This window comes from Evansella sp. AB-rgal1 (assembly GCF_041820985.1).
GTDB lineage: Bacteria > Bacillota > Bacilli > Bacillales > Salisediminibacteriaceae > Evansella.
Genome location: NZ_JBGUAU010000004.1, coordinates 194,789 through 217,490 on the forward strand (window position 1 = coordinate 194,789; position 22,702 = coordinate 217,490).

The following is a 22,702-nucleotide window of genomic DNA, read 5'->3' on the forward strand; positions in this document are numbered from 1 at the left end:
GCTCCAGTCCACTCCTTTCCTGTGGGGAGTTGCCGAGCCCCCTCCACGACTACGTCGCTACGGGGTCTCGCCTCTACTCTACTTCCCACTGGAGTTCGTGGACTTCCGCTCATTGCATATAAGGTTTGTAGTACTAAAAGTACTCACAGCGTATTTTCATCCCCCATGGTGCGAATTATTTATTGGCTTGATTGTCTATCCTGAAAATACGTGTATCAGACTATCTAGTGATACTAACTTTGTTTGATGATATACCATTCGCTCCAGCCTGCTCGCTTTCCTGTGGGAGTTGCCGAGCTTCTCTTACAAAAGAAGTGTTATCCGTGTCAATAGCTTGGGTGTTTTCTCTTTAACCTATTCAAATGTTTATTCCCCATTTATTGTTTTTAAAAACGCAAAAAAGAGGTGAGTAAAAAGGATATATCCTTCTCACCCAACCTCTTATTAGTATGTGGTTATTTTATTAAGTTATTAAAAGTTGGTGATCCTGGTGGTGCATCTACTATCATTTCGTATATTGGAATCGTGTAAGCAAAGATAATTAATACCACCGCAATTCCGATCCACAACTTCCAGTTTTCCAAAAACTTTGGTGATTGTTGTGTATCTATAGGATCTGGTGTCATTGGGAATTCTGTTTCTCCTTTTGGTGCTAAGAAAGCTAAATAGATATAGTTGTAGAACGCTAATACTCCGGCAGCAGTTAACATAACTGCCCCTACTCCAACGGTAATATGACTAGTGAAAATCCCTTCGAACCATTGTAAAGCTTGAGGGTGATCACTATACGTAGCATAAGCTGTTCTACGTGGAGCACCTAAAAGTCCAAGTAAGTGCATAGCACCTGACATAAAGAACATTCCAATCGCCCACAGCCACGTTTGAACAATTCCACATCTGTTGGCGTGCCTTGTAAAACGTCGTCCTGTTAAAACTGGAATTAACCAATAGGACATCCCTAAGAAAGTTAGTACTACGGTTGACCCAACAGTTAAGTGAAAGTGACCTACAACCCATAAAGTATTATGAATCACTGCGTTTAATTGAAAACTAGCATTAATTAATCCACCAGCTCCAGCTGGAATAAAGATGATCATACCCATGAAAGGAGCAAAGAATCTAGCATCTCCCCAAGGTAGCTTCTTAATCCAATTGAAAACCCCTTTTCCACCTTGAGCACGACCAGTTTGCTCAAACGTAGCAAAGATAGAAAATGCGGTTAATAATGATGGTACCACTACTACAAACGTTAAAATAGTTTGCATGTACTTCCAAAATTCACTTATACCAGATTCCATTAATTGATGGTGGAATCCAACAGGGATAGAAAATAATAAGAACAATACAAATGCTAATCTTGCAAGAGAACCGCTAAATAAACGACCTCCTATTATTTTAGGTATGATTAAATACCAAACCATATAGGCTGGCATAATCCAGAAATAAACCAACGGATGTCCAAAATACCAAAACAAGGTTCTACTCAATACAACATTAATTTCGTTCGTTAATCCCAATGCCCAAGGTAGCATTTGTACAAGTACCGTTACTGCTACACCGATGGAAGCTACAATCCAAAGTAAAATTGTTGCAGTGGTCATAAATCCAAATAATGGTGTAGGTTGACCAGGGTTTGCTTTTTTCCATTTGAAGAAATGAGCTAATAATACTGCCCCCTCAATCCAGGTGCCTACAACGAATAAAGCTAAACCGATATAGAAAATCCAATGTGCTTGAAGTGGCGCATAAAATGTATATAATACAGAAGCTTCGTTTGTTAGTATCATAGCTGCTGCAAGCAGGGTACCTAATGTTAAAACAGAAAAACCTACCCAGCCTAGTTTTCGAAGACCGTCAGAAAACGCTCCATGAGTTCTACTCATACCTGCAAATAGAAAACCAAAAATGATAAAAGTAGTAAATACGAGTGCTAATAAAACTCCGTGAAGAGTTAGAATTTGATAGTATGTTACCCAAGAAGGTAGTTGCATCATTCCACCACGAGCTAATCCTTGAATTAATCCACCAAACACTCCTAATATGAAAGCAACAAATGCAATGGAAACATGGATCATACTTAGAGGTTTAATTTTTGGATCGACTCCCATTTCGAATTCTTCCTGATAGTCTTTTAATGCTAAATTTGATTGTCTCATTTAGGAGTCACCTCAATTCTCATCTGCATCATGTGGTGCATTGTGCCGCAATATTCATTACATAAAACTAAATACTCACCAGGTTCATTGAATGTGTGAGTTGCCATGTTTACATGTCCTGGTGTAACCATGAAGTTTACATTTGTTTCTGGAATAGTAAAGCTGTGAACTACATCTTTACTAGTTACTTGAAAAATCACTGTTGATCCTTCTGGAACTTCTACAACAGAAGGTTCGTATCCAAAAGCTTGAGCAATAATTGTTGCTTGATATGTTGTTTCGTTTATTTGTGTAACACCAGGGTTTGAAAAAACCGGATCCTGTGCTAAGTTTTGTGAATCAACTTTTCCCATGTGACTTGGTGGCTGATGTCCGAAGGCGAACGCGGAAACACCAAGTACTAGTAAGAACAATACAAGTGAACCCACCCCGAAAATTAACCATATTTTTTCATACTTGTGTAAATGCATTGCTATTCCCCCTATGAATTAAATACGTCCAACAAATATAAAAAAGACAATAAACCATGTAATTAAAATAAAGGAACCTATAGACATTACGAAAATGAATGTCCCTTTTAACGAAGAATTCTCTTCTTGTGTAGACAGATTACTTTGTTTTTTGCTAAGAATACTTTTGCTCATATTGTGTTCCCCCCTCTGAACATTGTTCAATTAAATAAGAACCCCACGGAATAATCATAAGGGAAGTTTCCGGTGTGATGAGAGTCATTTTGTGAAGAATTCGTGAAAATTTGTAAAAAACTTACATTTACACTATGCCTGTGTTGTTAACAAAAATTGGTTTACCTATATAGATAAGAAAATACACTCCAAAGGGTAGTATTTTTGGGGTGGTAATGATATGGAGGAGATACTAGAAAAGGGATAACACTATATTTGAACAGAAAAGTATGAAAATTATGTTAACAAAAGGGAACATACATTGACGTAAAAAAATCAGATGTGTTATACTTTTTTAGTAATGAAAATCATTCTCAATTAATTTTAAATTATTATTAAATGATAAAGATTATAATTAATTATCGGACCACCAACCGACATCATTGGGAGGTAAAGTAATGAGTTTTATTGAATTGAACAATTTAACTAAATATTACAGTGGTACAACTGAACCCGCAGTTCGTACTATAAATCTCTCGATACATAAAGGGGAGATTATTAGTTTATTAGGACCAAGTGGTTGTGGGAAGACTACTACGCTAAGAATGATAGCAGGATTTGAGCATCCAAGCGAAGGTTCTATTGTAATTGATGGAAATCAAGTATTTAGTAGCAATAATTCTGTTCCTCCTGAAAAGAGAGGGATTGGAATGGTCTTTCAGGATTATGCGCTATTTCCACATATGACTATTGAAAAAAATGTAATGTTTGGACTTAATAAATGGAATGCGCGAGAAAAGAAAAAACGCGCAAAAGAAGTACTTGAATTAGTAGGGTTAGAAGACTATGGAAAACGTTATCCTACACAATTATCAGGAGGTCAACAACAACGAGTTGCTTTAGCTCGTGCGTTAGCGCCAAAACCAAATGTAGTTTTGATGGATGAACCATTCAGTAACCTAGATGCAGGCTTACGTGAAAAAATGCGTTATGATGTTACAAACATCTTAAGAAAAGCAGAAACTACTGCAATTATTGTTACACATGATCAAAAGGACGCATTTGCTGTATCGGATCGAGTTGTTGTAATGAAAAACGGAGTTATTCAACAAATTGCAGCTCCGAAAGAAATGTATCGTTGCCCTAAAAACTGTTTCGTAGCACAGTTCGTTGGTAAAACAAATTTACTTACTGGTGTTATGGATGATGACTTACGACATATTCATACACATATTGGAAAAGTGTCTTTACCTGAACAGTGGAAAGAGCAGTTAGAAAATGTGAAGCTATCCATTCGTCCAGAAGGGTGTCAACTGGCTGAAGAAGGTGCTTACTGTGGTGAAGTGGAGCGAGTAACGTATGGTGGAGAATATCAAGAGTTATACGTGCGTCTTCACAATGAGCCAACCCTATCAAAAGAACCAATGCTAATTTATGCTCCAAATGAGCAAGATGTAGAAGTTGGTACAATTGTATCCTTTGATATTAAGCCGGAGCTAATAGCTCTTGTTGAATAGAAAAATAATAAAGAAATGTTAGCGACTAGTTCTTAAACTAGTCGCTTTTTTGATGCTCTTTTTTACTAGTGATTTGTATCACAACGATTGAGAAACAAGTGTGATAACATTTAATTGAAAGTAATTATCAATTAGTGTTAATGACGATAGAAGGTAGTAGTATACTGTTTTAAATTATGTATCAAATATACAAAAAATGGTATTGGTCAAAATGCTAGAAAAGGAGAATGGATCATGAGTGAAATTATTAATAACCGGGAACAAGGTAATGAACTGGATAACAATGCCCGAAAAGAGATGTTAAAGGAGATTATTAAAGATTTACACAACGGTAAGTCCGTTGAAGATGTGAAAGCAAGGTTTAACGAGGCTGTAGGGTCTGTATCGGTTAAGGAAATATCAGATATGGAACATTCACTAATGGAAGAAGAGGGTATATCAGTAGAAGAAGTTCAACGTCTTTGTTCGGTGCATGCGGATGTTTTTAAAGGATCTATTGAAGAAATCCATAATCAGGGAGAACCTGAACAGCAACTGGGCCATCCTGTTCACACATTTAAATTAGAAAACAAAGCAATTAACCAACATGTTAATTTCAAGTTGGAACTTCATACTGATCGTTTTGAAAAAGAAGTAAACGAAGAAAATAAGAGAAAGCTAATTGAAGATTTATCAGAACTGTTGGACATTGACAAACATTATAGCCGAAAGGAAAATTTGCTATTTCCATTTTTAGAAAAATACGGTATCTTTGGACCTACAAAAGTGATGTGGGGAGTAGATGATCGAATTAGAGCAGCTATCAAAAAAACAAGGATGGATTTAGTTCACGGGGAATTTCAACAAGAAGAAGTTGTGGATTCATTACGCTATATCATTCATGAAGTAAGTGAAATGATATATAAAGAAGAAAACATTCTTTTCCCAATGGCTTTGCAAACACTAACGGAAGACGAATGGATAAAAATTGCTCACGAAAGTGATGTGATTGGGTATTGTTTTGCAGAACCAGCAGGAAATTGGATGCCAGAACGTGCGGAATTAGAAAATGGGCAAACATTAACTGGTGGGTATATTAAACTAGAAACTGGTGTTCTAACTGTCGATCAATTGGAAAATATGATGAATCATCTACCAGTAGATATTACGTATATAGATAAAGACGACTTTGTTCGATATTTCTCTCATGGAAAAGAACGGATTTTTCATCGAACAAAATCAGTGATTGGACGAACGGTACAAAACTGCCACCCACCACAAAGCTCCCATATTGTTAATCAATTGTTAGATGATTTTAAATCAGGAAAGAAAGATACAGAAGACTTCTGGATAAAATTTAAAGATAAGTATGTTCTTATTCGTTACTTTGCAGTGAAGGATGCAGAAGGAAACTATGCTGGAACCTTGGAGTTTACACAAAATATTGGCCCAATTCAAGAAATTACAGGGGAAAAAAGGTTGATGTCTTAAAAAGTAGACGTGTCACACAAAGATGGTGTACCAAGAGTCGTTGCTTTTGGTAGCACCATTTTCTTTTGGAAGATAAGAAACTATCATAACTTGGAATTTGGGAGGTGTCTGTAGTAGGCGCTACCAGGGTAACGCCTACTAAAATCACTAGTTGGTAGAAGTTACTCCAATGTCTAAGCCTGTGCAACCCCGTTTTTTACCAAAATGAAAAATCGCTCCATTTGTATGTTCCACCAAAAGGAGCAATTTCTTTATGAGGTTTTGAATATATTTTATTGATTCATCATTCTCTAAATAAAAAACTGAAAAATAAATAAAAACACGAGAAGTATCCCACCCACAAGGAATATCGCCTTCATTCGCTTTTTATTTCGAGCATGATTTTGCCAGCGATTAGGATTAAAGCCAACTTCTTTAGGATCGGGAGCAGATCGGTATTGCCCATAGCTTGTGACGTTCCGTAAAATGATAGGAGCAAGCGCTGCCCCACTAATTAGACCAAACAAGTGGGCCATTTCATTAATCCCAGAACGAGTAAAAGTCATAACAAGTCCGATTATTAAGATAATGATGATTAGCTGAGAATTGGCTCGATCTATTAAGTCTTTTCTAACTAAAACCATATAAAGGTAAATACCAAATAGGCCGTATATAGCTCCGGATGCCCCTAAATGAAAATAATATAGATGTTCCATATAATAGGTTGCGATGTTTGCAATAATTCCCGTTGCGAAGTAAGCAAAAATAAATTTACCTTTCCCTAAAAGATTTTCTAAAGCAGGGCCAAATAATACTAATGAAAAGGAATTAAAGAGCATGTGAGTAAGGCTACCGTGCAAAAAAATAGGTGTAACTAAGCGCCAATATTCTCCCATAGCAATATAAAGATTACTTCCAATTCCATATCCACGAATGAAACTCCCACCTAATACCGGAAATAATGCTACCCAAATATAGAGAATGATGTTAATTGCTATTAATGTTGTAACTACTTTATACGAGCGAGTGAAGCTCCCAAACGTTTCGTTTCTAACAAACATAGACAAATACTCCTTTATAGAAGATTTCAATATTTCATTAACCATATACAGAATTGTTCTTATTTTATCATATGTCCATATTTCAAGCCTATTAATCTAAATTATTTTATTTTTATCTATTTTTAGCACGGGGTTTTCAAGTAAACTCCCATACAAGTAAATTTATGCACCATATCCGGTGAATAATACGTTGTGAAGTATCTTAGTACTCTTCACAGGAAAGGAGTGGACGAATGGAATACAACCCAACAAAGTTAGTACTTCAAGATAATCGGAGACACGTATTTTCAGGTTAGACTTCCTATAACTCGATCAATATAAGTAGCTTGTATGTCATGGAAAAAATTATAGTGCCACCTTATAGTAGATAGGAAATGGACATGCTTTTTGATAAAATGTACGAAAGGGTATATGGAGGGTATAAAGATGATTAGTGGAATCGGTCTGGATTTAGTAGAACTACCTAGAATTCGAGCTTTATATGAACGATCTCCTTCTTTTGCCAAGAGAATCCTCACAGAAGAAGAACTAGCTGTCTTTGAGACCTTGAAAAATAATAGAAAGATGGAGTATTTAGCGGGAAGATTTTCTGCAAAAGAAGCTTTTTCGAAAGCGATGGGAACAGGAATAGGAAAAACGGTATCCTTTCAAGATATACAAGTTCTTAATGATGAATCAGGAAAACCATTTTTTGTTACAAATATGATACATAATAAAATTCATCTATCTATTACTCATACAGAGCATTATGCCGCGGCTCAAGTCATCATAGAATCATAAAAAATTCAATTATTTTGTGGCTTGTCATGGCTAGTCTGCATAATGTCATGGACAGACTCATATAGTGTTAGTGCGGATGGGAGGGAATCTTTAATGTACGTGGTAACGGGTGATGAAATGCACCAAATTGACCGCTATACCATGAATGAAATTGGTTTGACTGAAGTAGCCCTAATGGAAAGTGCGGGGCAAGCCTTCTGTCGTCAGTTGGAGCCTACATTAAAAAAACAGGATAAAATCATTATATTAATTGGGTCTGGAAATAATGGGGGAGACGGTTTTGTTATTGGTCGTATTTTAAAAGAAGACTACAATGTGGACGTGTGGGTAATTCCGCCGGAACACAAAATCCGTGGTGCTGCACTAGCTCATATGAAAATTTATGAAAAGTCAGGCTATGATTGGTTTTCATATGCTAAACAGAGAGAGGAAACCATTGAGCTCAACTTAAATAACTATACTATTGTTATCGATTCTCTTTTAGGAACAGGAGTACAAGGTACACCGCGTTCCCCGTATCGAGAACTGATTACAAAAATGAATGAGACAAATGGAACAATTATTTCTGTTGATATTCCAAGTGGAATTCCAGCTCATGAAGGGGAAGTAAGGCCAATAGGTGTAAAGGCCCATGAGACATATACGTTTCAATCTGCAAAGATGAGTGCCTTTTGTTTTCCCACAGCGAATTACTACGGAAAAATATCTGTACTACCTATTGGAATACCGAACAAAGCTTTTACGCAAGTGAATGCTGCACGAAAAGTCATCTCAGAGGATACAGTGAAAAACACACTTGCAAAGCGGATGCCAGACGCCCATAAAGGATCGGTTGGAAAAGGACTAATCATAGGTGGAGCCAAGGAGATGGTGGGAGCTCCTGTATTAACAACCGAAGCAAGTCTCCGTTCTGGTGTAGGTTTAGTAACGTTGGCTGTTCCAGATGTCATTCATCCCATTGTTTCACAAAAAGTAACAGAAGCATTATTTTTGCCATTAGCAACGAAAAATGGACAAATATGTGCAAATGAATTTATAAGTAACATTTCTTTAAATAGGTTTGATTGTATTGCAATCGGCCCAGGCCTTGGCAGAAAAGAACGTTATAAATTTTATCCGATTTTCAGTAGTTTTCATGGCCCTATTATTATTGACGCAGATGGATTGTACCACCTTTCTAAGGAGTTAAGGGAATGGCGTAACGGTCGCCCTGAAGGTCCGACAATCATTACACCACACCCTGGGGAAATGGCTATGCTAACTGGTCTGTCCATACAGGAAGTGGAAAAACAAAGATTCAAAGTTTCAAAGGAATTTGCTATGAAGTTCCAAATGTATGTAGTTTTAAAAGGACCTTATACCATTGTTACGACTCCGAGTGGAGAACAGTGGGTTAACACAACAGGAAATGCCTCGTTAGCAAAAGGAGGCTCTGGTGATGTTTTAACAGGGATGATTGTAGCTTTCTTACTTCAGCACCATGATACTGTATCAGCTATAACGAATGCGGTTTACATTCATGGAAAAGCTGCAGATGAGTTGGTGAAAACATATGATATTTTTAGTGTGACTGCCACTGATCTCATTAATGAATTGCCTGTGGTAATTCGGTCAATTCGTTACCGGTAAATGATATCCCTCCTTTGTCGTCGAAATGACACAGAGGGGTTGAGTATATGAAAAGAGTTATTTCCTTACTAGTGGTATTTACAGCAGTGTTACTGCTTCTAGCTGCTTGTGGAGAGAAGAGTCAAGAGGATGTTATGAATGATCTTGATAAAACACTTGATGACTTAACTGGGTATAAGGCAGAAGCTGAAATGTCGATTCAAACTGGGGAAGAGCCACAAGTATATCAAGTTGAAGTTTGGTATAAGCATCCTTCCTATTATCGAGTGTCTTTAAGTAACGAAGGGGATGAACCGAGTCAGATCATTCTCCGAAATGATGAAGGTGTGTTTGTCTTAACACCAGCATTAAACAAGAGTTTCCGTTTTCAAAGTGATTGGCCAGAAAATAATAGCCAAGTATATCTCTATGAATCTTTACTGGGTGACATATTGCTAGATCCAGAACGATCTTTCTCGGCAACTGATGATCACTATGTTTTCCAAACGAATACGAACTATACAAACAAAAATTTAAATCAACAAGAAATTATGCTGAACAAGAAAGACCTATCTCCGGCTTCAGTAAAAATTATGGATGTTGATTTAGAAGTACTTGTTCAATTAGAGTTCTCCACCTTTGAGTTAAATCCTGAATTTAATGATGGTGACTTTGATATGGACCGAAACATGACTTACGCACAGTGGGGCATGGAAGTACCTACATTAGGAGATGGACAGACGGAAGAGGAAGAGGATGGATCTTTCACGGTGCTTTATCCAATGTACACTCCTCAAGGAACAGGGTATCCTGAAATTGAGGAAGTGGAAACTGCTAATGGAAAGAGAGTGATTATTTCCTACGAAGGAGATGAGCCTTTCCGACTTGTGCAACAAAAAAACCAAGTAATGGAAGCAAGTACGCCTGTTAGTATTTCAGAAGGAAAGCCTGTAGATTTAGGGTTCACGCAAGGTGCATTAAAAGTAGATGGTGAAACTACCTCCATATCTTGGTCTTACCAAGGCACTGACTTCTTCTTATCATCTCAGCATTTGGATGAAGAAAATATGGTGGCAGTAGCAAGAAGTGTATATGGAACAGAAGAAAAATAAGAAAAAGGGTCAGACCACGTTAATATAGTGGATCTGGCCTTTCTTTATAGCTTAGAGTATAACTTTCTTGACTTAGAAAGTTGTCTAGGTCCAGACACCATCATCTCGAGTCAAATAACTTGCCTGATTAAAAGTGAAAAGCTATTTCAACTGAAAGAACATTTTCTTCGCATATGGCAAGCGGAGTAAGCTTTTCGTTTGTCCAGAACATTTGCATTTCGTCGGGAGACAGGATATCGACATTACGATGTTACACACAGACCACAGGACGTGAGCAGTTCTTAGGCAGAATTGGGGAGCCCTGCGCTTTTCTTATGTTCCCTAACATTGACATAGTTATCTTAGGAGCTAATAATAGTAAATATGAAAATTTGGATTTAGGAGTGTGCAACATGGTTATGGAAGACACTTTTTATCGAGATACGTGGGCAGAAATAAACATAGATGCAATTCAAAACAATGTAAGGAATTTAAAAAGAATACTTCCACCCAATGTTCACATCATGGCGATAGTAAAAGCAAATGGGTATGGGCATGGCGCAGTGGATGTTGCTAAAGCAGCAATTGAGTCTGGTGCTGCATACTTAGGAGTGGCAATCTTAGATGAGGCTATCGCTTTAAGAAATGCGGGTTTTACGGAGCCAATTTTAGTACTAGGATACACTCGTCCTGAAGATGTGAAGATTGCAATAGAAAAAGATATAACTGTTACAATTTTCCAAAGTGAGTGGGTAGACAAAGCAGCAGCGTGTTTAAGTGAAGCAAATCCTGATTTTGTTCGATGTCATGTGAAAATAGATACTGGGATGGGAAGAATCGGTATAAGATCCAAGGAAGAAGGAAATGCTTTGATTAAAAGCTTGAAAAATAATCCTAATTTCCATGTTGATGGTATTTTTACACACTACGCTACTGCTGACGAGTTGGATACGACATATTTAGAACGACAACAGCTTCAATTTCAAATCATGATAGATTGGTTTGAGGAACAAATAGGAAGAGAAATTTCTATAAAGCACTGCGGTAATAGTGCAACTGCATTACGGTTTGGAGATAAGTGTTATAACATGGTTCGATTCGGAATATCTATGTATGGATTATCTCCTTCCGAAGAAATGAAAAATGTTGTTCCGTTTGAACTTTCCGAAGCATTTTCTTTGCATAGTAAAATTACCCATGTAAAACGAGTGCTGGAGGGTTCGGGGATTAGTTATGGTGCAACATACCGCACCGGAGGAAATGAATGGATAGGAACAGTGCCAATTGGGTATGCTGATGGATGGATTCGAGCAAATAGTGTAGGAGATGCCCTTGTAAATGGAGAAAGAGTACCAATTGTTGGAAGAATATGTATGGATCAGATGATGATTTCATTACCTAAGCCAGTATCCATTGGAACGAAGGTAACACTTATAGGTAGTCAAGGTAAAGAATCTATTTCAGTTGATGAAATAGCAAGACGTTTACAAACAATAAATTATGAGATTCCATGTGTGATAAGTTATCGTGTACCAAGAGTGATCATAAAGGCTGAAAATCCAATAAAGGTCCATAATAAAGTTTTTTAAAGAAAAAAGAGGTTTTCTAAGTATTTTTAGCGAAAATAGACTAGCAATGTAGAAAAGTAACTTTGCATTGGGCTATGTTAGATGATATGATTAGATAGGACAAAAAATTGGTGGATGCTGCGCTGGAGGTGTTTTGTGTGTCTGAAGAGAGCACAAAAAAGGTGATGTTAAACTTAAAAGAGCAGAAGAAACAACAAATTCGTGAAACGATGCAACAAGGCTACTTAGAAATGGCAAAAATTAATTTAAACATTGCGACGGAAGCCTTTCTTGCCGAGGAGGAAGCCGAACACACATTGGATCGCTTAGTTAGTGGGGTGTAAGGGATTGATAGTAAAACGTGGTGATGTTTACTTTGCAGACCTTTCACCCGTTGTTGGATCTGAGCAAGGTGGAATCAGACCAGTGTTAATTATCCAAAACGATATCGGTAATCGTTTCAGCCCTACTGTGATTGTGGCAGCGATTACAGCTCAAATCCAGAAAGCAAAGTTACCAACGCATGTGGAGATCAATGCGAAACGCTATGGATTTGATCGTGATTCGGTCATATTGCTAGAGCAAGTAAGAACAATTGATAAACAAAGATTAACAGACAAAATTACACATTTAGACGATGATATGATGGGGAAAGTGAATGAGGCCTTAAAAATCAGTTTAGGTCTAATTGACTTTTGACATCATTCTAAGCGTGTATAATTTTATTTAAACTGTATCAGTAAAGGGAAAGTTGCTTATTCTAAAGCAACTTTTTTTATGCGTTCATTACATAAAGAATGATTACAAATTTTTTTGTAATTTCCCTTAATTGTCCTAAGATAGAGGTTCAAATCAACCTGATTCATTGCATTCATGTACAATCAGTGGAATAATAGTAGTAACATTTTAAAAAGTGAGGGAAGCTTGAATGGACTCAAAAATTAGGGAAGTTATACTACAAAACAAAGAAGAAATTATTACACAATGGTTAAAAGAAATCCCCAAATTTAGAATGGAAGATTCCTTACAAAATATTACTGATACAATGTATGCTAACACGAACCGAGAGTTTGTAGATAAGTTATTATCTACTGTACAAAATAGTGATGGTGATGAACACGAATATGGCAGTTTAACACTTTTTACAGAACGCCTTATTCAATTAGGTTGGCCATTAAATTACATTACAAGAGGATTGCAAGAGTTTCGAAAAATAACTGTTCTAACTCTAGCAAAAAATGATACTGACTATTATCAAAGTGTTGAACTACTACAGCAAATTGAGAATTGGATTGATGAAATTGTTAACCTACTAGTTAACGAGTATTCAGGTTCTTGGGAAAACACAGTATTTTTACAGAAAATGGCATTAAAAGAACTTTCAGCGCCTCTTATACCAGTAGTAGATAGCATAAGTGTTATGCCTTTAATTGGTACTATCGATACAGAGCGTGCAAAACATATAATGGAAAATTTATTGCAAGGAGTTATTGAACATCGGTCCGAGGTTGTATTAATCGATATTACTGGTGTTCCAGTAGTTGATACGATGGTCGCCCATCATATTATTCAAGCTTCTGAAGCGGTTCGTTTAGTAGGGGCAACTTGTATTCTTGTAGGAATTAGACCAGAAATAGCGCAAACAATTGTTAACTTAGGGATTGATTTGAGCAAATTCCCTACAAAGAGTACGTTAAAGAAGGGGATTGAATCAGCTTTAGAAATGACGAAACGAAGAATCGTTGAATTGGAAGATTAGAGAGAGGGGGATTTATATTGCGTATTCCGATTTTAAAACTTCGAGATTATTTATTAATTTCAGTACAAGTAGAACTAGATGATCAAACAGCTCTTCAGTTTCAAGAAGATGTATTAAGTAAGATTCATGAAGAAGGATCTCGCGGAGTAGTAATTGATTTGACCTCTGTAGAAATGATCGATTCATTTATTGCAAAAGTATTAGGGGACGTTGTAGACATGTCCAATCTTATGGGGGCTAAAGTTGTACTAACGGGGATCCAACCAGCTGTTGCTATTACACTCATTGATATGGGGATTACGTTAGATGATGTACCAACTGCATTGGACCTTGAACAAGGGTTGGATAGACTCCAACTCGAATTGGAGGGTTGAACATGCAAGTCCAGACCCATGTTGATATAAATAGTGAGTGGGGAATAGTAGCGGCTCGTCAAGCCGGAAGAAAGCTTGCACGAGAGGTAGGTTTTGGTTCCGTTGACCAAGCGAGAATTACAACTGCCATATCAGAGCTTGCCAGAAATATTTATCTATATGCAAAAAAAGGACAGATCCATATTGAAGAGGTACACCGTTCTGGGAAAAAAGGGGTAAAGATTGCTGCAATTGATAATGGTCCTGGTATTAAAGATATTAGAAAAGTAATGGAAGATGGATATACAACCTCTGGAGGTTTGGGGGCTGGACTACCTGGTGTTAAACGATTGATGGATGAATTTGCAATTGATTCAGTATTAAATGAAGGAACAACTATTACCGCAATTAAATGGCTTCGATAGGAGGTGCCATATTTATTGGAGAAAACTAAACTATCTTTGTATCAATACTATCGTGAAATGTTAAAGAACTATATAAAGGACAAGAGTGAGCTTACCCTTTATTCAGCGCAGCAGTTTAGTAAAGAGATGATAGAAAAAGATATGTCACCTGAAGAAATGGTAAGTCTTCATTTGTCTGTATTAAAAGAACTAATTAAGGACCTCCCTCAAGAAGTGATAGATTCCTATGATTTACTTTTGGAGATAATGATTGGTTATGGATTAGCACATAGAGAACATTTGAGTTTGCGAGATCGTCAACGTCAACTAGATTCTGAGCTTACCGTAGCTGCAAGGATGCAAAAGTCTTTATTACCAAGTAAACCCATTACAGTCGATGAGTTAGACTTTGGGATTGTAAGTGTTCCGGCAGGAAAAATGAGCGGGGATTATTATCACTATATGGAAGATGATAATGGGAATATTGGAGTAGCTGTAGCAGATGTCATCGGTAAAGGTGTTCCTGCAGCAATGAGCATGTCCATGATAAAGTATGCGATGGACAGTCTGCCTGAACAACGATTACAGCCAGCAGGTCTCTTAGAGAATTTAAATCGAGTTGTGGAAAGAAATATTGATAGTGATATGTTTATAACGATGGTATATGGAACGTATGACCCTAAACTACATCATTTTTACTATTCCAGTGCAGGTCACGAACCTGGATTCGTTTATCGTGCTTCTCAAAACAAATTTGAGAATATGGATACAAAAGGACTTGTACTAGGTGTATCTTCAAAAGTGAACTATAAAGAGTACGTATTAGAGTTGAACCCAGGAGATTTTATTGTGCTTCTATCAGATGGGGTTACAGAATCGAGAATCGATGGAGAATTTATTGAAAGATACCAAATAACACAGCTTATAAAAAAATATATTCACTTACCGGCTCAAGCAATGGTGGAGCAAGTATATCGAGAGCTTGAGAAAATACAAGATTTTAAATTAAAAGATGATTTTACACTACTAATACTAAGAAGAAATGTTTAGTTTTCTATCAAAAGGGGTATTGAAAAAAAGTGTATCGAATCGTCAGGAGGGAAGATGATGAATTTACAAGTTGATGTGCAGGGGAATGGAAAAAAGAGTGTCGTTAAACTTAGTGGTGAAGTAGATGTATATACTGCTTCTGTTCTAAAAGAAAAACTAAATCCTATTGCTCAGGAAGCGGAACAGTTGATTATAATAGATTTATCAGATGTTCATTATATTGATAGTACAGGCCTAGGGATATTTATTGGTGCATTGAAAACAGCAGATAAATCAAATAGTAGTCTTAAAATAATTGGTGCAAATAGTCGAGTGAAACGCCTTTTTGAGATTACTGGGTTAAATGAAGTGATAGATATTAACGAAGATCAGAGGGAGGAAGTTTAGGTATGACACAAACATCCGATTTCATTGAATTAAAAATGCCAGCTAAACCGGAATATGTTGGTGTCGTTCGATTAACAGTCTCTGGAATTGCGAATAGATTGGGGTATTCGTATGACGATATAGAAGATATTAAAATAGCAGTAGCGGAAGCTTGTACGAATGTTGTGAATCATGCTTATAACGATACAGACAAAGAAGAAGCTCTTATGTTTATTGGGTGTAATGTTTTTTCTGATAGGCTAGAAGTTATGGTGGCTGATCGTGGTGGCGATATAGATGTAAACTCATTTATAAATGGAAAAGGACCAGTTGATGCAACGAAACCAATTGAGGAATTGAAGGAGGGAGGTCTCGGACTGTTTTTAATTGAGACATTGATGGACAAGGTTGAAATCAATAGTAATTCAGGTGTTATGATCGTAATGACGAAGTTCCTTCAAAGAGATGGGGTGGAACAAGATGACAACGGAATCTCAAAGGAAACTCCCAAACAGTAAGGATCGAATTTTGCAAATGATAGAAAAATTTCAAAAGACTGGGGATGAAGAGGTTCAAACAAAATTGGTTCTGGAATTTGAGAATCTTGTTCAGGCTCTTGCGCGTAAATTTTCAAAAGGGCAGCGGCATGACGAAGATTTAATTCAAGTTGGAATGATAGGCTTATTAGCGGCTTTTCGACGATTTGACCCGGAATTCGGCAGGAGTTTTGAGTCTTTTGCTGTTCCTACCATTGTTGGTGAAATAAAAAGATTTATTCGTGATAAAACATGGAGTGTCCATGTTCCGCGTCGAATTAAAGAATTAGGGCCGAAAATTAAAAATGCAGTGGAAGAGTTAACTACAGAGCTTCAAAGGTCCCCACGAGTAGAAGAAATAGCAAATCATATAGGAGTTACAGAAGAGGAAATTCTTGAAACAATGGAAATGGGCAAAAGCTACCAAGCGCTCTCAGTTGATAGGTCCATAGAAGCAGATGATGAAGGAAGTGCTGTTACTTTATTAGATCTTGTTGGGTCTACGGAGGAAGGGTACGAAAAGACAAATCAACAACTTTTATTAGGTAAAGCGTTCGGGGTTTTAACAGATAGGGAAAAGGAAATCCTGAATTTAACATACTTTGAAAATTTGAGTCAAAAAGAAACAGGAGATAAATTAGGGATTTCTCAAATGCATGTATCTCGTTTACAACGAAGAGCTTTACAAAAGCTAAGAGAATCAATAAAAGTAGAATCGACGGAGTGTCTTTAATGATAGAAAACCACCATTTGAATGGGGCAATAGTAAGTACGTACCAAACAGCTAAAAAAGGGAATTGGTGTTCAGGTGATTCTGTTTTTACTGTCAGCACGGAGGAATATGTGTTAATAGCAGTTGCTGATGGTTTAGGAAGTGGCGAGGAAGCGCTAGAAGCATCTTCCGCAGCTATCGAAGAAATAAAAAGCCATCATCATCTAGATGTATCAACAATTATGAAAATGTGCAATCAAGTATTAACGTCAAAAAGAGGGACGGTACTAGGGGTGCTTAAGATTTATTTAGCCGAAAAGGAAATGGAGTATTGCAATGTAGGGAATATTGGTTGTATTTTTTATACTCCGTCTGGGAAGCTAGACCGCCCCATCCCATCAAGAGGATATTTATCAGGAAAAAAACAAGTATTTCGCATACAAAGAACGAGTTTTGAAAAGGGAATGACTTTTCTTTTATATTCTGACGGGTTAAAGTTTAGTCCATCCTTTCATACCCATTTTGTTGAACTGAGTTCTCCGGAAGTAGCTATATCGCAGCTGACGGATGAAATGCAAGATACAAATGATGATACAACGATCGTGATTGGGAAAATTATATAAGGAACATTTAAAGCGAAGTAGTGGAGTCTCCTTACTTTGCTTTTTTATGTTATTAGGTGTGTTCACGACTACGATGTAAATAGAGTAGAGGTCGCAGCTCCCCACAGGTGAAATTTAGCACCGTGATGGGTGAAAACACCATATGAAGCATATTAGTACATTTAACTTTATATAAAGGGAACAGAAGCAATTGGAATAAATTCAACAAAGGTACCATTACTAGATAGTCAGATGTACGTATTTCAGGGGAGTTCCAATGATTAATATATGTTGGTTTAACATTGGTTATTAATTAGAGTATAATCGTAGAGGAAAAGAGCTAGTGTTTAGAAGAATATGGGAGGTCTGTTTTTAATGGATTGGACAGAACAACAAAGGTCAATTCTCTCACTTGTAACAAAACAAGTACAAATTAAAGAAGAGAAAGTAAAAAGCGTTATCTCATTATCAGAAGAAGGGAATACAGTTCCTTTCATTGCTCGTTACCGAAAAGAGTTTACAGGTGGTCTAGATGAAGAACAGATTAGAAGCATACTAGAAGCATGGACATATACCACAAACCTTGCAAATAGAAAAGAAGAAGTTATTAGAATCATTGAAGAGCAAGGAAAACTTACTCCTGATTTAAAAGAGAGTATAGAAAAGTCAACGAAACTTACCGAAGTAGAAGACTTGTATCGGCCATATAAGCAAAAACGTCGTACAAAAGCGACTGTAGCGAAAGAAAAAGGATTAGAGCCACTGGCACAGTGGATTTTTTCCCTACCTACATCAGGCTCAGTGGAACAAGAAGCTTCTATATATGTAAGTGAAGAACATGAAATACATACAGCAGAAGACGCAATTCAAGGTGCAAAGGATATTATAAGTGAATATTTATCAGATGATGCGGATATTCGTAAACAAGTTCGTCATATGACTTTTACAGAAGGAAAAATGTCTTCTGAGAAGAAAAGTAAGGCAGAAGATGAGAAAGCAATATTCGAAATGTATTATGAATACTCGGAAGAAGTAAAGAAAATTGTTCCTCATCGAGTGTTAGCATTAAATCGTGGAGAAAAAGAGGATGTTTTAAAGGTAGCGATAATACCTCCACGAGATCGAATTATAACTTGGTTAGAAAAGTTTGTGATAAAAGGAAAGCAGACAATTGCTAAAAAGGAAATATTAGAAGCAATAGAAGATGGATACAAGCGGTTAATTGAACCATCGATCGAAAGGGAAATACGGAATGAAGTAACAGAAAAAGCAGAAGAGCAAGCAATTCATATTTTTTCCGAAAACTTACGTAACTTATTACTTCAACCACCATTGAAAGATCGGATTATTCTTGGGCTAGACCCTGCATATCGAACTGGTTGTAAGCTTGCCGTTGTAAATGAGACTGGGAAAGTGTTAGCGATTGATGTCATCTATCCAACACCACCTCGTAACCAAGTAGAAGAAGCGAAGAAAAAAGTAAAGCAATATATAGAGCAATTTGATATCGAGATGGTCGCTATTGGGAATGGAACAGCATCTAGAGAATCAGAACAATTTATATCGGAAGTATTGAAAGAAGTAGACCGTAAAATGTTCTACTTAATTGTTAATGAAGCAGGGGCTAGTGTTTATTCTGCATCAAAGCTGGCCAAAGAAGAATTTCCAGATCTACAGGTAGAGGAAAGAAGTGCTGTTTCAATTGCTAGGAGAATCCAAGATCCATTAGCGGAACTAGTGAAGATTGATCCGAAATCTGTTGGGGTTGGACAATATCAGCACGATGTAACCCAGTCAAAGTTAAATGACTCGTTAACCTTTGTCGTGGAAACAGTTGTTAACAAAGTAGGGGTAAATGTGAATACTGCTTCGTCTTCTCTATTACAATATGTGTCCGGGCTTTCAAAAGCTGTTGCGAATAACATTGTGAAGCATCGAGAAGAGGAAGGGAAATATAAAAATCGTAGCCAATTGAAGAAAGTTCCAAGATTAGGTGCGAAAACGTACGAACAATGTATCGGATTTCTTCGGATAATTGATGGAAACCAAGCGTTAGATCGTACAAGCATTCATCCGGAAAGCTATCCTGTTACAAAGAAAATTATGGAGCACTTGTCCATTACTACAGAAGATTTAGGTACAGAAATAGTAAAAGAAAAAATTGATTCTGTGAATGTGGAGGAGTTAGCTTCTATGTTTGATGTAGGAGTTCCAACACTGAAGGATATATTAGATGCCTTATCAAGACCGGGGAGAGACCCACGTGATGACGTTCCTAAACCTATGTTAAAAACAGATGTCTTATCCATGGATGATCTTTCAGCGGGTATGGAACTCCAAGGTACGGTTCGGAATGTTGTTGATTTTGGGGCATTCATTGACATTGGTGTGAAACAAGATGGACTAGTTCATATATCTAAATTAGCTAATAAATTTGTGAAACATCCTATGGAAGTTGTGTCAGTAGGGGATGTTGTTACGGTTTGGGTAGATGAAGTAGATTCAAAAAAAGGGCGAGTTGCTTTAACGATGTTAAAGCCAGCCAATCAAACTGTTTCTTCATAATAAGAAACGTTTGCTAGTTATACTATAATGGAGGATAGGAAAGGTAACCTTTAACCTTATCACTATCCTCCATTTGTGTGTAACTTAAGTATCTATATTAAAAATACATATATTTACGTATTAAATCTTTGTTCTTTTTCGGAAGGTGCAGGTAGCGTTTCCTTATAATAAAACCAGCATTGATTTAATATGCGAACTTGCTCTAAATCTTTTCTTTGATAGGCTTCCTGCAGTTGTCGCTGAAGCCAAGATGGCATACAATTGTCCCCCTTTCCTTTTGTTGAAAATCGATGGTAGTAATACTATATGACGGACTGCTTGTCATTGTTATCCCAAAATTGTGCACAAAAGTTTTAAGTATAAATCAATATTTATTGTATTATCTTTTCCTATTTTTTTTTGTGATATTATGAAGTAAGAAAAGTGGTGAGGTGTAATTAATGAATGATTTTGAATTACAAAAGCTTGTAGAATTTATATCTGTTAATGATTTTGGAAAGCCGTTTAAGCATAAAGCCTACTTCAATCCTAGATTACGGACTACTGGTGGTAGATACTCCTTAACAACTCATAATATTGATATCAATCCTAAACAATTTGAGTATCATGGCCAAGGAGAGTTAGAAAAAATTATTAAACATGAGTTATGTCATTACCACCTTCATTTAGAAAAGAAGGGTTACATGCACAAGGATGATGATTTCAAATTGTTATTAAAGCAGGTGGGGGGAACTAGGTTTTGTAAAACGTTACCGAATACTCGGTCAAGTAGTTCGAAGGTACATATATATGAATGTAGGAAGTGTGGTGTCCAATTTAAAAGGAGAAGACAATTTGACACAAGTAAATATGTATGTGGAAAATGTAAAGGTAGGATAAAAAAGGTAGTTACAAATTTAGTGAGATAATATTGACGGTAATAAATTGATATGGTATATTATAAAAGTCGCTAATGAGACAAGAAGGTAATTATAAAAGATATTGACATGTCTTTTTAATTTGTTTAAAATGTAAAAAGTCCATTTGAAATATTACTATTCCACAGTAGCTCAGTTGGTAGAGCAATCGGCTGTTAACCGATCGGTCGTAGGTTCGAGTCCTACCTGTGGAGCCATTTTTTTTTGGAGAAGTACTCAAGTGGCTGAAGAGGCGCCCCTGCTAAGGGTGTAGGTCGTGTAAGCGGCGCGAGGGTTCAAATCCCTCCTTCTCCGCCATCGAAATATTCCGTAAATTAAGGCCCGTTGGTCAAGCGGTTAAGACACCGCCCTTTCACGGCGGTAACACGGGTTCGAATCCCGTACGGGTCACCACTTATATATCTTTTCCTTTTGTATAAAGACTATCTAAGGTAAAATTATGTTTAGTCGGAAGATATATAAGCGCTATCATTTAACTATTCCCTTATTGTCTACTTGATTGTAGCTAATAATTCTTTTATTAACGGAGGATTAGCTCAGCTGGGAGAGCACCTGCCTTACAAGCAGGGGGTCGGCGGTTCGAGCCCGTCATCCTCCACCATTAATTATTATCATTATTTTTTCAATTATAAAGTGGTCCCGTGGTGTAGCGGTTAACATGCCTGCCTGTCACGCAGGAGATCGCGGGTTCGATTCCCGTCGGGACCGCCATATCATGTGCGGGTGTGGCGGAATTGGCAGACGCGCTAGACTTAGGATCTAGTGCCTTCGGGCGTGGGGGTTCGACTCCCTTCACCCGCACCAACGTAATAATGTATTTTTTGTTGCAGAGTATTGACTTTTTATTGAGAAACGATTATGATGATATACCTGTCTTCCTATTCGATCTCAGACTATGAAAATATATTTTGCGGTCGTGGCGGAACGGCAGACGCGCTAGGTTGAGGGCCTAGTGGGGGTTAACCCCGTGGAGGTTCAAATCCTCTCGACCGCACCAATTATGTTTATTGAAAAACGTTGTAATTGTACTTGCACATTTAAGAGTAGAGGAAAATATAAATATTATTGTTCTAAGAGGCGCCCGTAGCTCATTTGGATAGACTGGTTGACTTACGGATCATAAGGTTAGGAATTCGATTCCTCTAAGGCTGCCCAATAATGAGAGCATATATCGGGAAGTGGCTCAGCTTGGTAGAGCACCTGGTTTGGGACCAGGGGGTCGCAGGTTCAAATCCTGTCTTCCCGACCATTTAAATGAATCAACTTTCTAATAGTTGATTTGATGACACAAATTTAGTCGAAGGAAAGACTTTTATGTAAGGAAATTAGAAAATACAGCTTTATACTTAATAATAAGAGTAATCTATCATATGCGGGTGTAGTTTAGTGGTAAAACCTCAGCCTTCCAAGCTGATGTCGTGAGTTCGATTCTCATCACCCGCTCCAAAATTTCCTCTTGCATCATGTAATTATAAATGGTATAGTTACAAATGTTGCTTGAGGGCCTGTAGCTCAGCTGGTTAGAGCGCACGCCTGATAAGCGTGAGGTCGGTGGTTCGAGTCCACTCAGGCCCACCAAATAATA

At 37.2% G+C, this 22,702-nt stretch carries 22 protein-coding genes, 10 tRNA genes and 1 pseudogene; 28 read left to right on the forward strand and 5 right to left on the reverse strand.

Going from position 1 to position 22,702, the window contains the following annotated elements:
- Positions 1–455 precede the first annotated feature (455 nt).
- Genes ACERII_RS04925 through ACERII_RS04935 form a run of 3 tightly spaced genes read right to left on the reverse strand, consistent with a single transcriptional unit; the run spans position 456 to position 2,800 of the window.
- The gene (locus ACERII_RS04925) at positions 456–2,156 is read right to left on the reverse strand and encodes a b(o/a)3-type cytochrome-c oxidase subunit 1 (protein WP_373640498.1); all 1,701 of its coding nucleotides are present in this window, start codon (positions 2,154–2,156) and stop codon (positions 456–458) included.
- Positions 2,153–2,626 (reverse strand): cytochrome c oxidase subunit II, encoded by a 474-nt coding sequence (locus ACERII_RS04930; protein WP_373640499.1) that lies wholly within the window; start codon positions 2,624–2,626, stop codon positions 2,153–2,155. The genes ACERII_RS04925 and ACERII_RS04930 overlap by 4 nt, the downstream gene beginning before the upstream one ends.
- 18 nt (positions 2,627–2,644) lie before the next feature.
- Entirely contained in the window at positions 2,645–2,800 is a 156-nt protein-coding gene (locus ACERII_RS04935) for a cytochrome c oxidase subunit 2A (RefSeq protein WP_373640501.1), read from the reverse strand.
- A 437-nt stretch (positions 2,801–3,237) separates the two neighbouring features.
- Here ACERII_RS04935 and ACERII_RS04940 point away from each other — a divergent pair, with 437 nt between their 5' ends.
- Positions 3,238–4,296, forward strand: a complete 1,059-nt coding sequence (locus tag ACERII_RS04940) for an ABC transporter ATP-binding protein (RefSeq protein WP_373640502.1) — start codon at positions 3,238–3,240, stop codon at positions 4,294–4,296.
- A 234-nt stretch (positions 4,297–4,530) separates the two neighbouring features.
- Entirely contained in the window at positions 4,531–5,766 is a 1,236-nt protein-coding gene (locus ACERII_RS04945; RefSeq protein WP_373640503.1) for a DUF438 domain-containing protein, read from the forward strand.
- A gap of 290 nt (positions 5,767–6,056) precedes the next feature.
- Here ACERII_RS04945 and ACERII_RS04950 read toward each other — a convergent pair whose 3' ends face one another.
- Positions 6,057–6,806 carry a rhomboid family intramembrane serine protease gene (locus tag ACERII_RS04950; RefSeq protein WP_373640504.1) on the reverse strand — a complete coding sequence of 250 codons (750 nt, stop codon included), beginning with the start codon at positions 6,804–6,806 and terminating at the stop codon, positions 6,057–6,059.
- 426 nt (positions 6,807–7,232) lie between these two features.
- Between ACERII_RS04950 and acpS the strand changes: the two genes are divergently transcribed.
- The 15 genes and pseudogenes from acpS (at position 7,233) to ACERII_RS05025 (ending at position 20,200) form a co-directional block, all read left to right on the forward strand.
- On the forward strand, positions 7,233–7,586 hold the full coding sequence (acpS, locus tag ACERII_RS04955) for a holo-ACP synthase (RefSeq protein WP_373640505.1): 354 nt from the start codon (positions 7,233–7,235) through the stop codon (positions 7,584–7,586).
- 93 nt (positions 7,587–7,679) lie between these two features.
- Entirely contained in the window at positions 7,680–9,215 is a 1,536-nt protein-coding gene (locus ACERII_RS04960) for an NAD(P)H-hydrate dehydratase (RefSeq protein ID WP_373640506.1), read from the forward strand.
- A gap of 47 nt (positions 9,216–9,262) precedes the next feature.
- Positions 9,263–10,306, forward strand: coding sequence for a LolA family protein (locus ACERII_RS04965; RefSeq protein WP_373640509.1), 1,044 nt, complete (start codon positions 9,263–9,265; stop codon positions 10,304–10,306).
- 398 nt (positions 10,307–10,704) lie between these two features.
- Positions 10,705–11,874 (forward strand): alanine racemase, encoded by a 1,170-nt coding sequence (gene alr, locus ACERII_RS04970; RefSeq protein ID WP_373640537.1) that lies wholly within the window; start codon positions 10,705–10,707, stop codon positions 11,872–11,874.
- 167 nt (positions 11,875–12,041) lie between these two features.
- A pseudogene (locus ACERII_RS04975) lies at positions 12,042–12,197 on the forward strand (antitoxin); the annotation flags it as partial.
- Positions 12,198–12,201: 4 nt separating this feature from the next.
- Positions 12,202–12,552 (forward strand): type II toxin-antitoxin system PemK/MazF family toxin, encoded by a 351-nt coding sequence (locus tag ACERII_RS04980; protein ID WP_373640510.1) that lies wholly within the window; start codon positions 12,202–12,204, stop codon positions 12,550–12,552.
- Between the two features lie 229 nt (positions 12,553–12,781).
- Complete coding sequence (locus ACERII_RS04985; RefSeq protein ID WP_373640513.1) at positions 12,782–13,612, forward strand: RsbT co-antagonist protein RsbRA; 831 nt, start codon at positions 12,782–12,784, stop codon at positions 13,610–13,612.
- Between the two features lie 17 nt (positions 13,613–13,629).
- Complete coding sequence (locus ACERII_RS04990) at positions 13,630–13,986, forward strand: STAS domain-containing protein (protein WP_373640515.1); 357 nt, start codon at positions 13,630–13,632, stop codon at positions 13,984–13,986.
- 2 nt (positions 13,987–13,988) lie between these two features.
- Positions 13,989–14,390 carry an anti-sigma regulatory factor gene (locus ACERII_RS04995; RefSeq protein WP_373640516.1) on the forward strand — a complete coding sequence of 134 codons (402 nt, stop codon included), beginning with the start codon at positions 13,989–13,991 and terminating at the stop codon, positions 14,388–14,390.
- A 15-nt stretch (positions 14,391–14,405) separates the two neighbouring features.
- Complete coding sequence (locus tag ACERII_RS05000; protein WP_373640518.1) at positions 14,406–15,419, forward strand: PP2C family protein-serine/threonine phosphatase; 1,014 nt, start codon at positions 14,406–14,408, stop codon at positions 15,417–15,419.
- Positions 15,420–15,476: 57 nt separating this feature from the next.
- Positions 15,477–15,806, forward strand: a complete 330-nt coding sequence (locus ACERII_RS05005) for an STAS domain-containing protein (protein WP_373640520.1) — start codon at positions 15,477–15,479, stop codon at positions 15,804–15,806.
- Positions 15,807–15,808: 2 nt separating this feature from the next.
- A complete protein-coding gene (gene rsbW, locus ACERII_RS05010; RefSeq protein WP_373640521.1) occupies positions 15,809–16,303 on the forward strand; it encodes an anti-sigma B factor RsbW in 495 nt (164 codons plus the stop codon).
- A complete protein-coding gene (gene sigB, locus ACERII_RS05015; RefSeq protein ID WP_373640522.1) occupies positions 16,266–17,054 on the forward strand; it encodes an RNA polymerase sigma factor SigB in 789 nt (262 codons plus the stop codon). Before rsbW ends, sigB begins: the two co-directional genes overlap by 38 nt.
- The gene (locus tag ACERII_RS05020) at positions 17,054–17,656 is read left to right on the forward strand and encodes a PP2C family serine/threonine-protein phosphatase (RefSeq protein WP_373640523.1); all 603 of its coding nucleotides are present in this window, start codon (positions 17,054–17,056) and stop codon (positions 17,654–17,656) included. The genes sigB and ACERII_RS05020 overlap by 1 nt, the downstream gene beginning before the upstream one ends.
- 354 nt (positions 17,657–18,010) lie before the next feature.
- The gene (locus ACERII_RS05025; RefSeq protein ID WP_373640524.1) at positions 18,011–20,200 is read left to right on the forward strand and encodes a Tex family protein; all 2,190 of its coding nucleotides are present in this window, start codon (positions 18,011–18,013) and stop codon (positions 20,198–20,200) included.
- A gap of 113 nt (positions 20,201–20,313) precedes the next feature.
- Here ACERII_RS05025 and cmpA read toward each other — a convergent pair whose 3' ends face one another.
- A complete protein-coding gene (gene cmpA / locus ACERII_RS05030) occupies positions 20,314–20,457 on the reverse strand; it encodes a cortex morphogenetic protein CmpA (protein WP_373640526.1) in 144 nt (47 codons plus the stop codon).
- Positions 20,458–20,640: 183 nt separating this feature from the next.
- On the opposite strand from cmpA, the gene ACERII_RS05035 reads away from it, so the two are divergent.
- The 11 genes from ACERII_RS05035 (at position 20,641) to ACERII_RS05085 (ending at position 22,695) form a co-directional block, all read left to right on the forward strand.
- Positions 20,641–21,108, forward strand: coding sequence for a SprT family protein (locus ACERII_RS05035; RefSeq protein WP_373640528.1), 468 nt, complete (start codon positions 20,641–20,643; stop codon positions 21,106–21,108).
- 130 nt (positions 21,109–21,238) lie between these two features.
- Positions 21,239–21,314, forward strand: a tRNA-Asn gene (locus ACERII_RS05040).
- A 9-nt stretch (positions 21,315–21,323) separates the two neighbouring features.
- A tRNA-Ser gene (locus tag ACERII_RS05045) sits at positions 21,324–21,414 on the forward strand.
- Positions 21,415–21,435: 21 nt separating this feature from the next.
- Positions 21,436–21,510 (forward strand) — tRNA-Glu (locus tag ACERII_RS05050).
- A gap of 132 nt (positions 21,511–21,642) precedes the next feature.
- A tRNA-Val gene (locus tag ACERII_RS05055) sits at positions 21,643–21,718 on the forward strand.
- Between the two features lie 34 nt (positions 21,719–21,752).
- A tRNA-Asp gene (locus ACERII_RS05060) sits at positions 21,753–21,828 on the forward strand.
- A gap of 8 nt (positions 21,829–21,836) precedes the next feature.
- Positions 21,837–21,921: transfer RNA gene (locus ACERII_RS05065), tRNA-Leu, on the forward strand.
- A gap of 106 nt (positions 21,922–22,027) precedes the next feature.
- Positions 22,028–22,114, forward strand: a tRNA-Leu gene (locus ACERII_RS05070).
- Between the two features lie 175 nt (positions 22,115–22,289).
- A tRNA-Pro gene (locus ACERII_RS05075) sits at positions 22,290–22,366 on the forward strand.
- A gap of 123 nt (positions 22,367–22,489) precedes the next feature.
- Positions 22,490–22,563, forward strand: a tRNA-Gly gene (locus ACERII_RS05080).
- A 55-nt stretch (positions 22,564–22,618) separates the two neighbouring features.
- Positions 22,619–22,695 (forward strand) — tRNA-Ile (locus ACERII_RS05085).
- The last annotated feature ends 7 nt before the right edge of the window (positions 22,696–22,702 follow it).

What these genes read in the sequence shown, in the direction of transcription:
- ACERII_RS04925 (WP_373640498.1), bottom strand. Translation starts at nt 2,156, where the DNA reads ATGAGACAATCAAATTTAGCATTAAAAGACTATCAGGAAGAATTCGAA.
- ACERII_RS04930 (WP_373640499.1), bottom strand. Translation starts at nt 2,626, where the DNA reads ATGCATTTACACAAGTATGAAAAAATATGGTTAATTTTCGGGGTGGGT.
- ACERII_RS04935 (WP_373640501.1), bottom strand. Translation starts at nt 2,800, where the DNA reads ATGAGCAAAAGTATTCTTAGCAAAAAACAAAGTAATCTGTCTACACAA.
- ACERII_RS04940 (WP_373640502.1), top strand. Translation starts at nt 3,238, where the DNA reads ATGAGTTTTATTGAATTGAACAATTTAACTAAATATTACAGTGGTACA.
- ACERII_RS04945 (WP_373640503.1), top strand. Translation starts at nt 4,531, where the DNA reads ATGAGTGAAATTATTAATAACCGGGAACAAGGTAATGAACTGGATAAC.
- ACERII_RS04950 (WP_373640504.1), bottom strand. Translation starts at nt 6,806, where the DNA reads ATGTTTGTTAGAAACGAAACGTTTGGGAGCTTCACTCGCTCGTATAAA.
- acpS (WP_373640505.1), top strand. Translation starts at nt 7,233, where the DNA reads ATGATTAGTGGAATCGGTCTGGATTTAGTAGAACTACCTAGAATTCGA.
- ACERII_RS04960 (WP_373640506.1), top strand. Translation starts at nt 7,680, where the DNA reads ATGTACGTGGTAACGGGTGATGAAATGCACCAAATTGACCGCTATACC.
- ACERII_RS04965 (WP_373640509.1), top strand. Translation starts at nt 9,263, where the DNA reads ATGAAAAGAGTTATTTCCTTACTAGTGGTATTTACAGCAGTGTTACTG.
- alr (WP_373640537.1), top strand. Translation starts at nt 10,705, where the DNA reads ATGGAAGACACTTTTTATCGAGATACGTGGGCAGAAATAAACATAGAT.
- ACERII_RS04985 (WP_373640513.1), top strand. Translation starts at nt 12,782, where the DNA reads ATGGACTCAAAAATTAGGGAAGTTATACTACAAAACAAAGAAGAAATT.
- ACERII_RS04995 (WP_373640516.1), top strand. Translation starts at nt 13,989, where the DNA reads ATGCAAGTCCAGACCCATGTTGATATAAATAGTGAGTGGGGAATAGTA.
- ACERII_RS05005 (WP_373640520.1), top strand. Translation starts at nt 15,477, where the DNA reads ATGAATTTACAAGTTGATGTGCAGGGGAATGGAAAAAAGAGTGTCGTT.
- rsbW (WP_373640521.1), top strand. Translation starts at nt 15,809, where the DNA reads ATGACACAAACATCCGATTTCATTGAATTAAAAATGCCAGCTAAACCG.
- sigB (WP_373640522.1), top strand. Translation starts at nt 16,266, where the DNA reads ATGACAACGGAATCTCAAAGGAAACTCCCAAACAGTAAGGATCGAATT.
- ACERII_RS05020 (WP_373640523.1), top strand. Translation starts at nt 17,054, where the DNA reads ATGATAGAAAACCACCATTTGAATGGGGCAATAGTAAGTACGTACCAA.
- ACERII_RS05025 (WP_373640524.1), top strand. Translation starts at nt 18,011, where the DNA reads ATGGATTGGACAGAACAACAAAGGTCAATTCTCTCACTTGTAACAAAA.
- cmpA (WP_373640526.1), bottom strand. Translation starts at nt 20,457, where the DNA reads ATGCCATCTTGGCTTCAGCGACAACTGCAGGAAGCCTATCAAAGAAAA.
- ACERII_RS05035 (WP_373640528.1), top strand. Translation starts at nt 20,641, where the DNA reads ATGAATGATTTTGAATTACAAAAGCTTGTAGAATTTATATCTGTTAAT.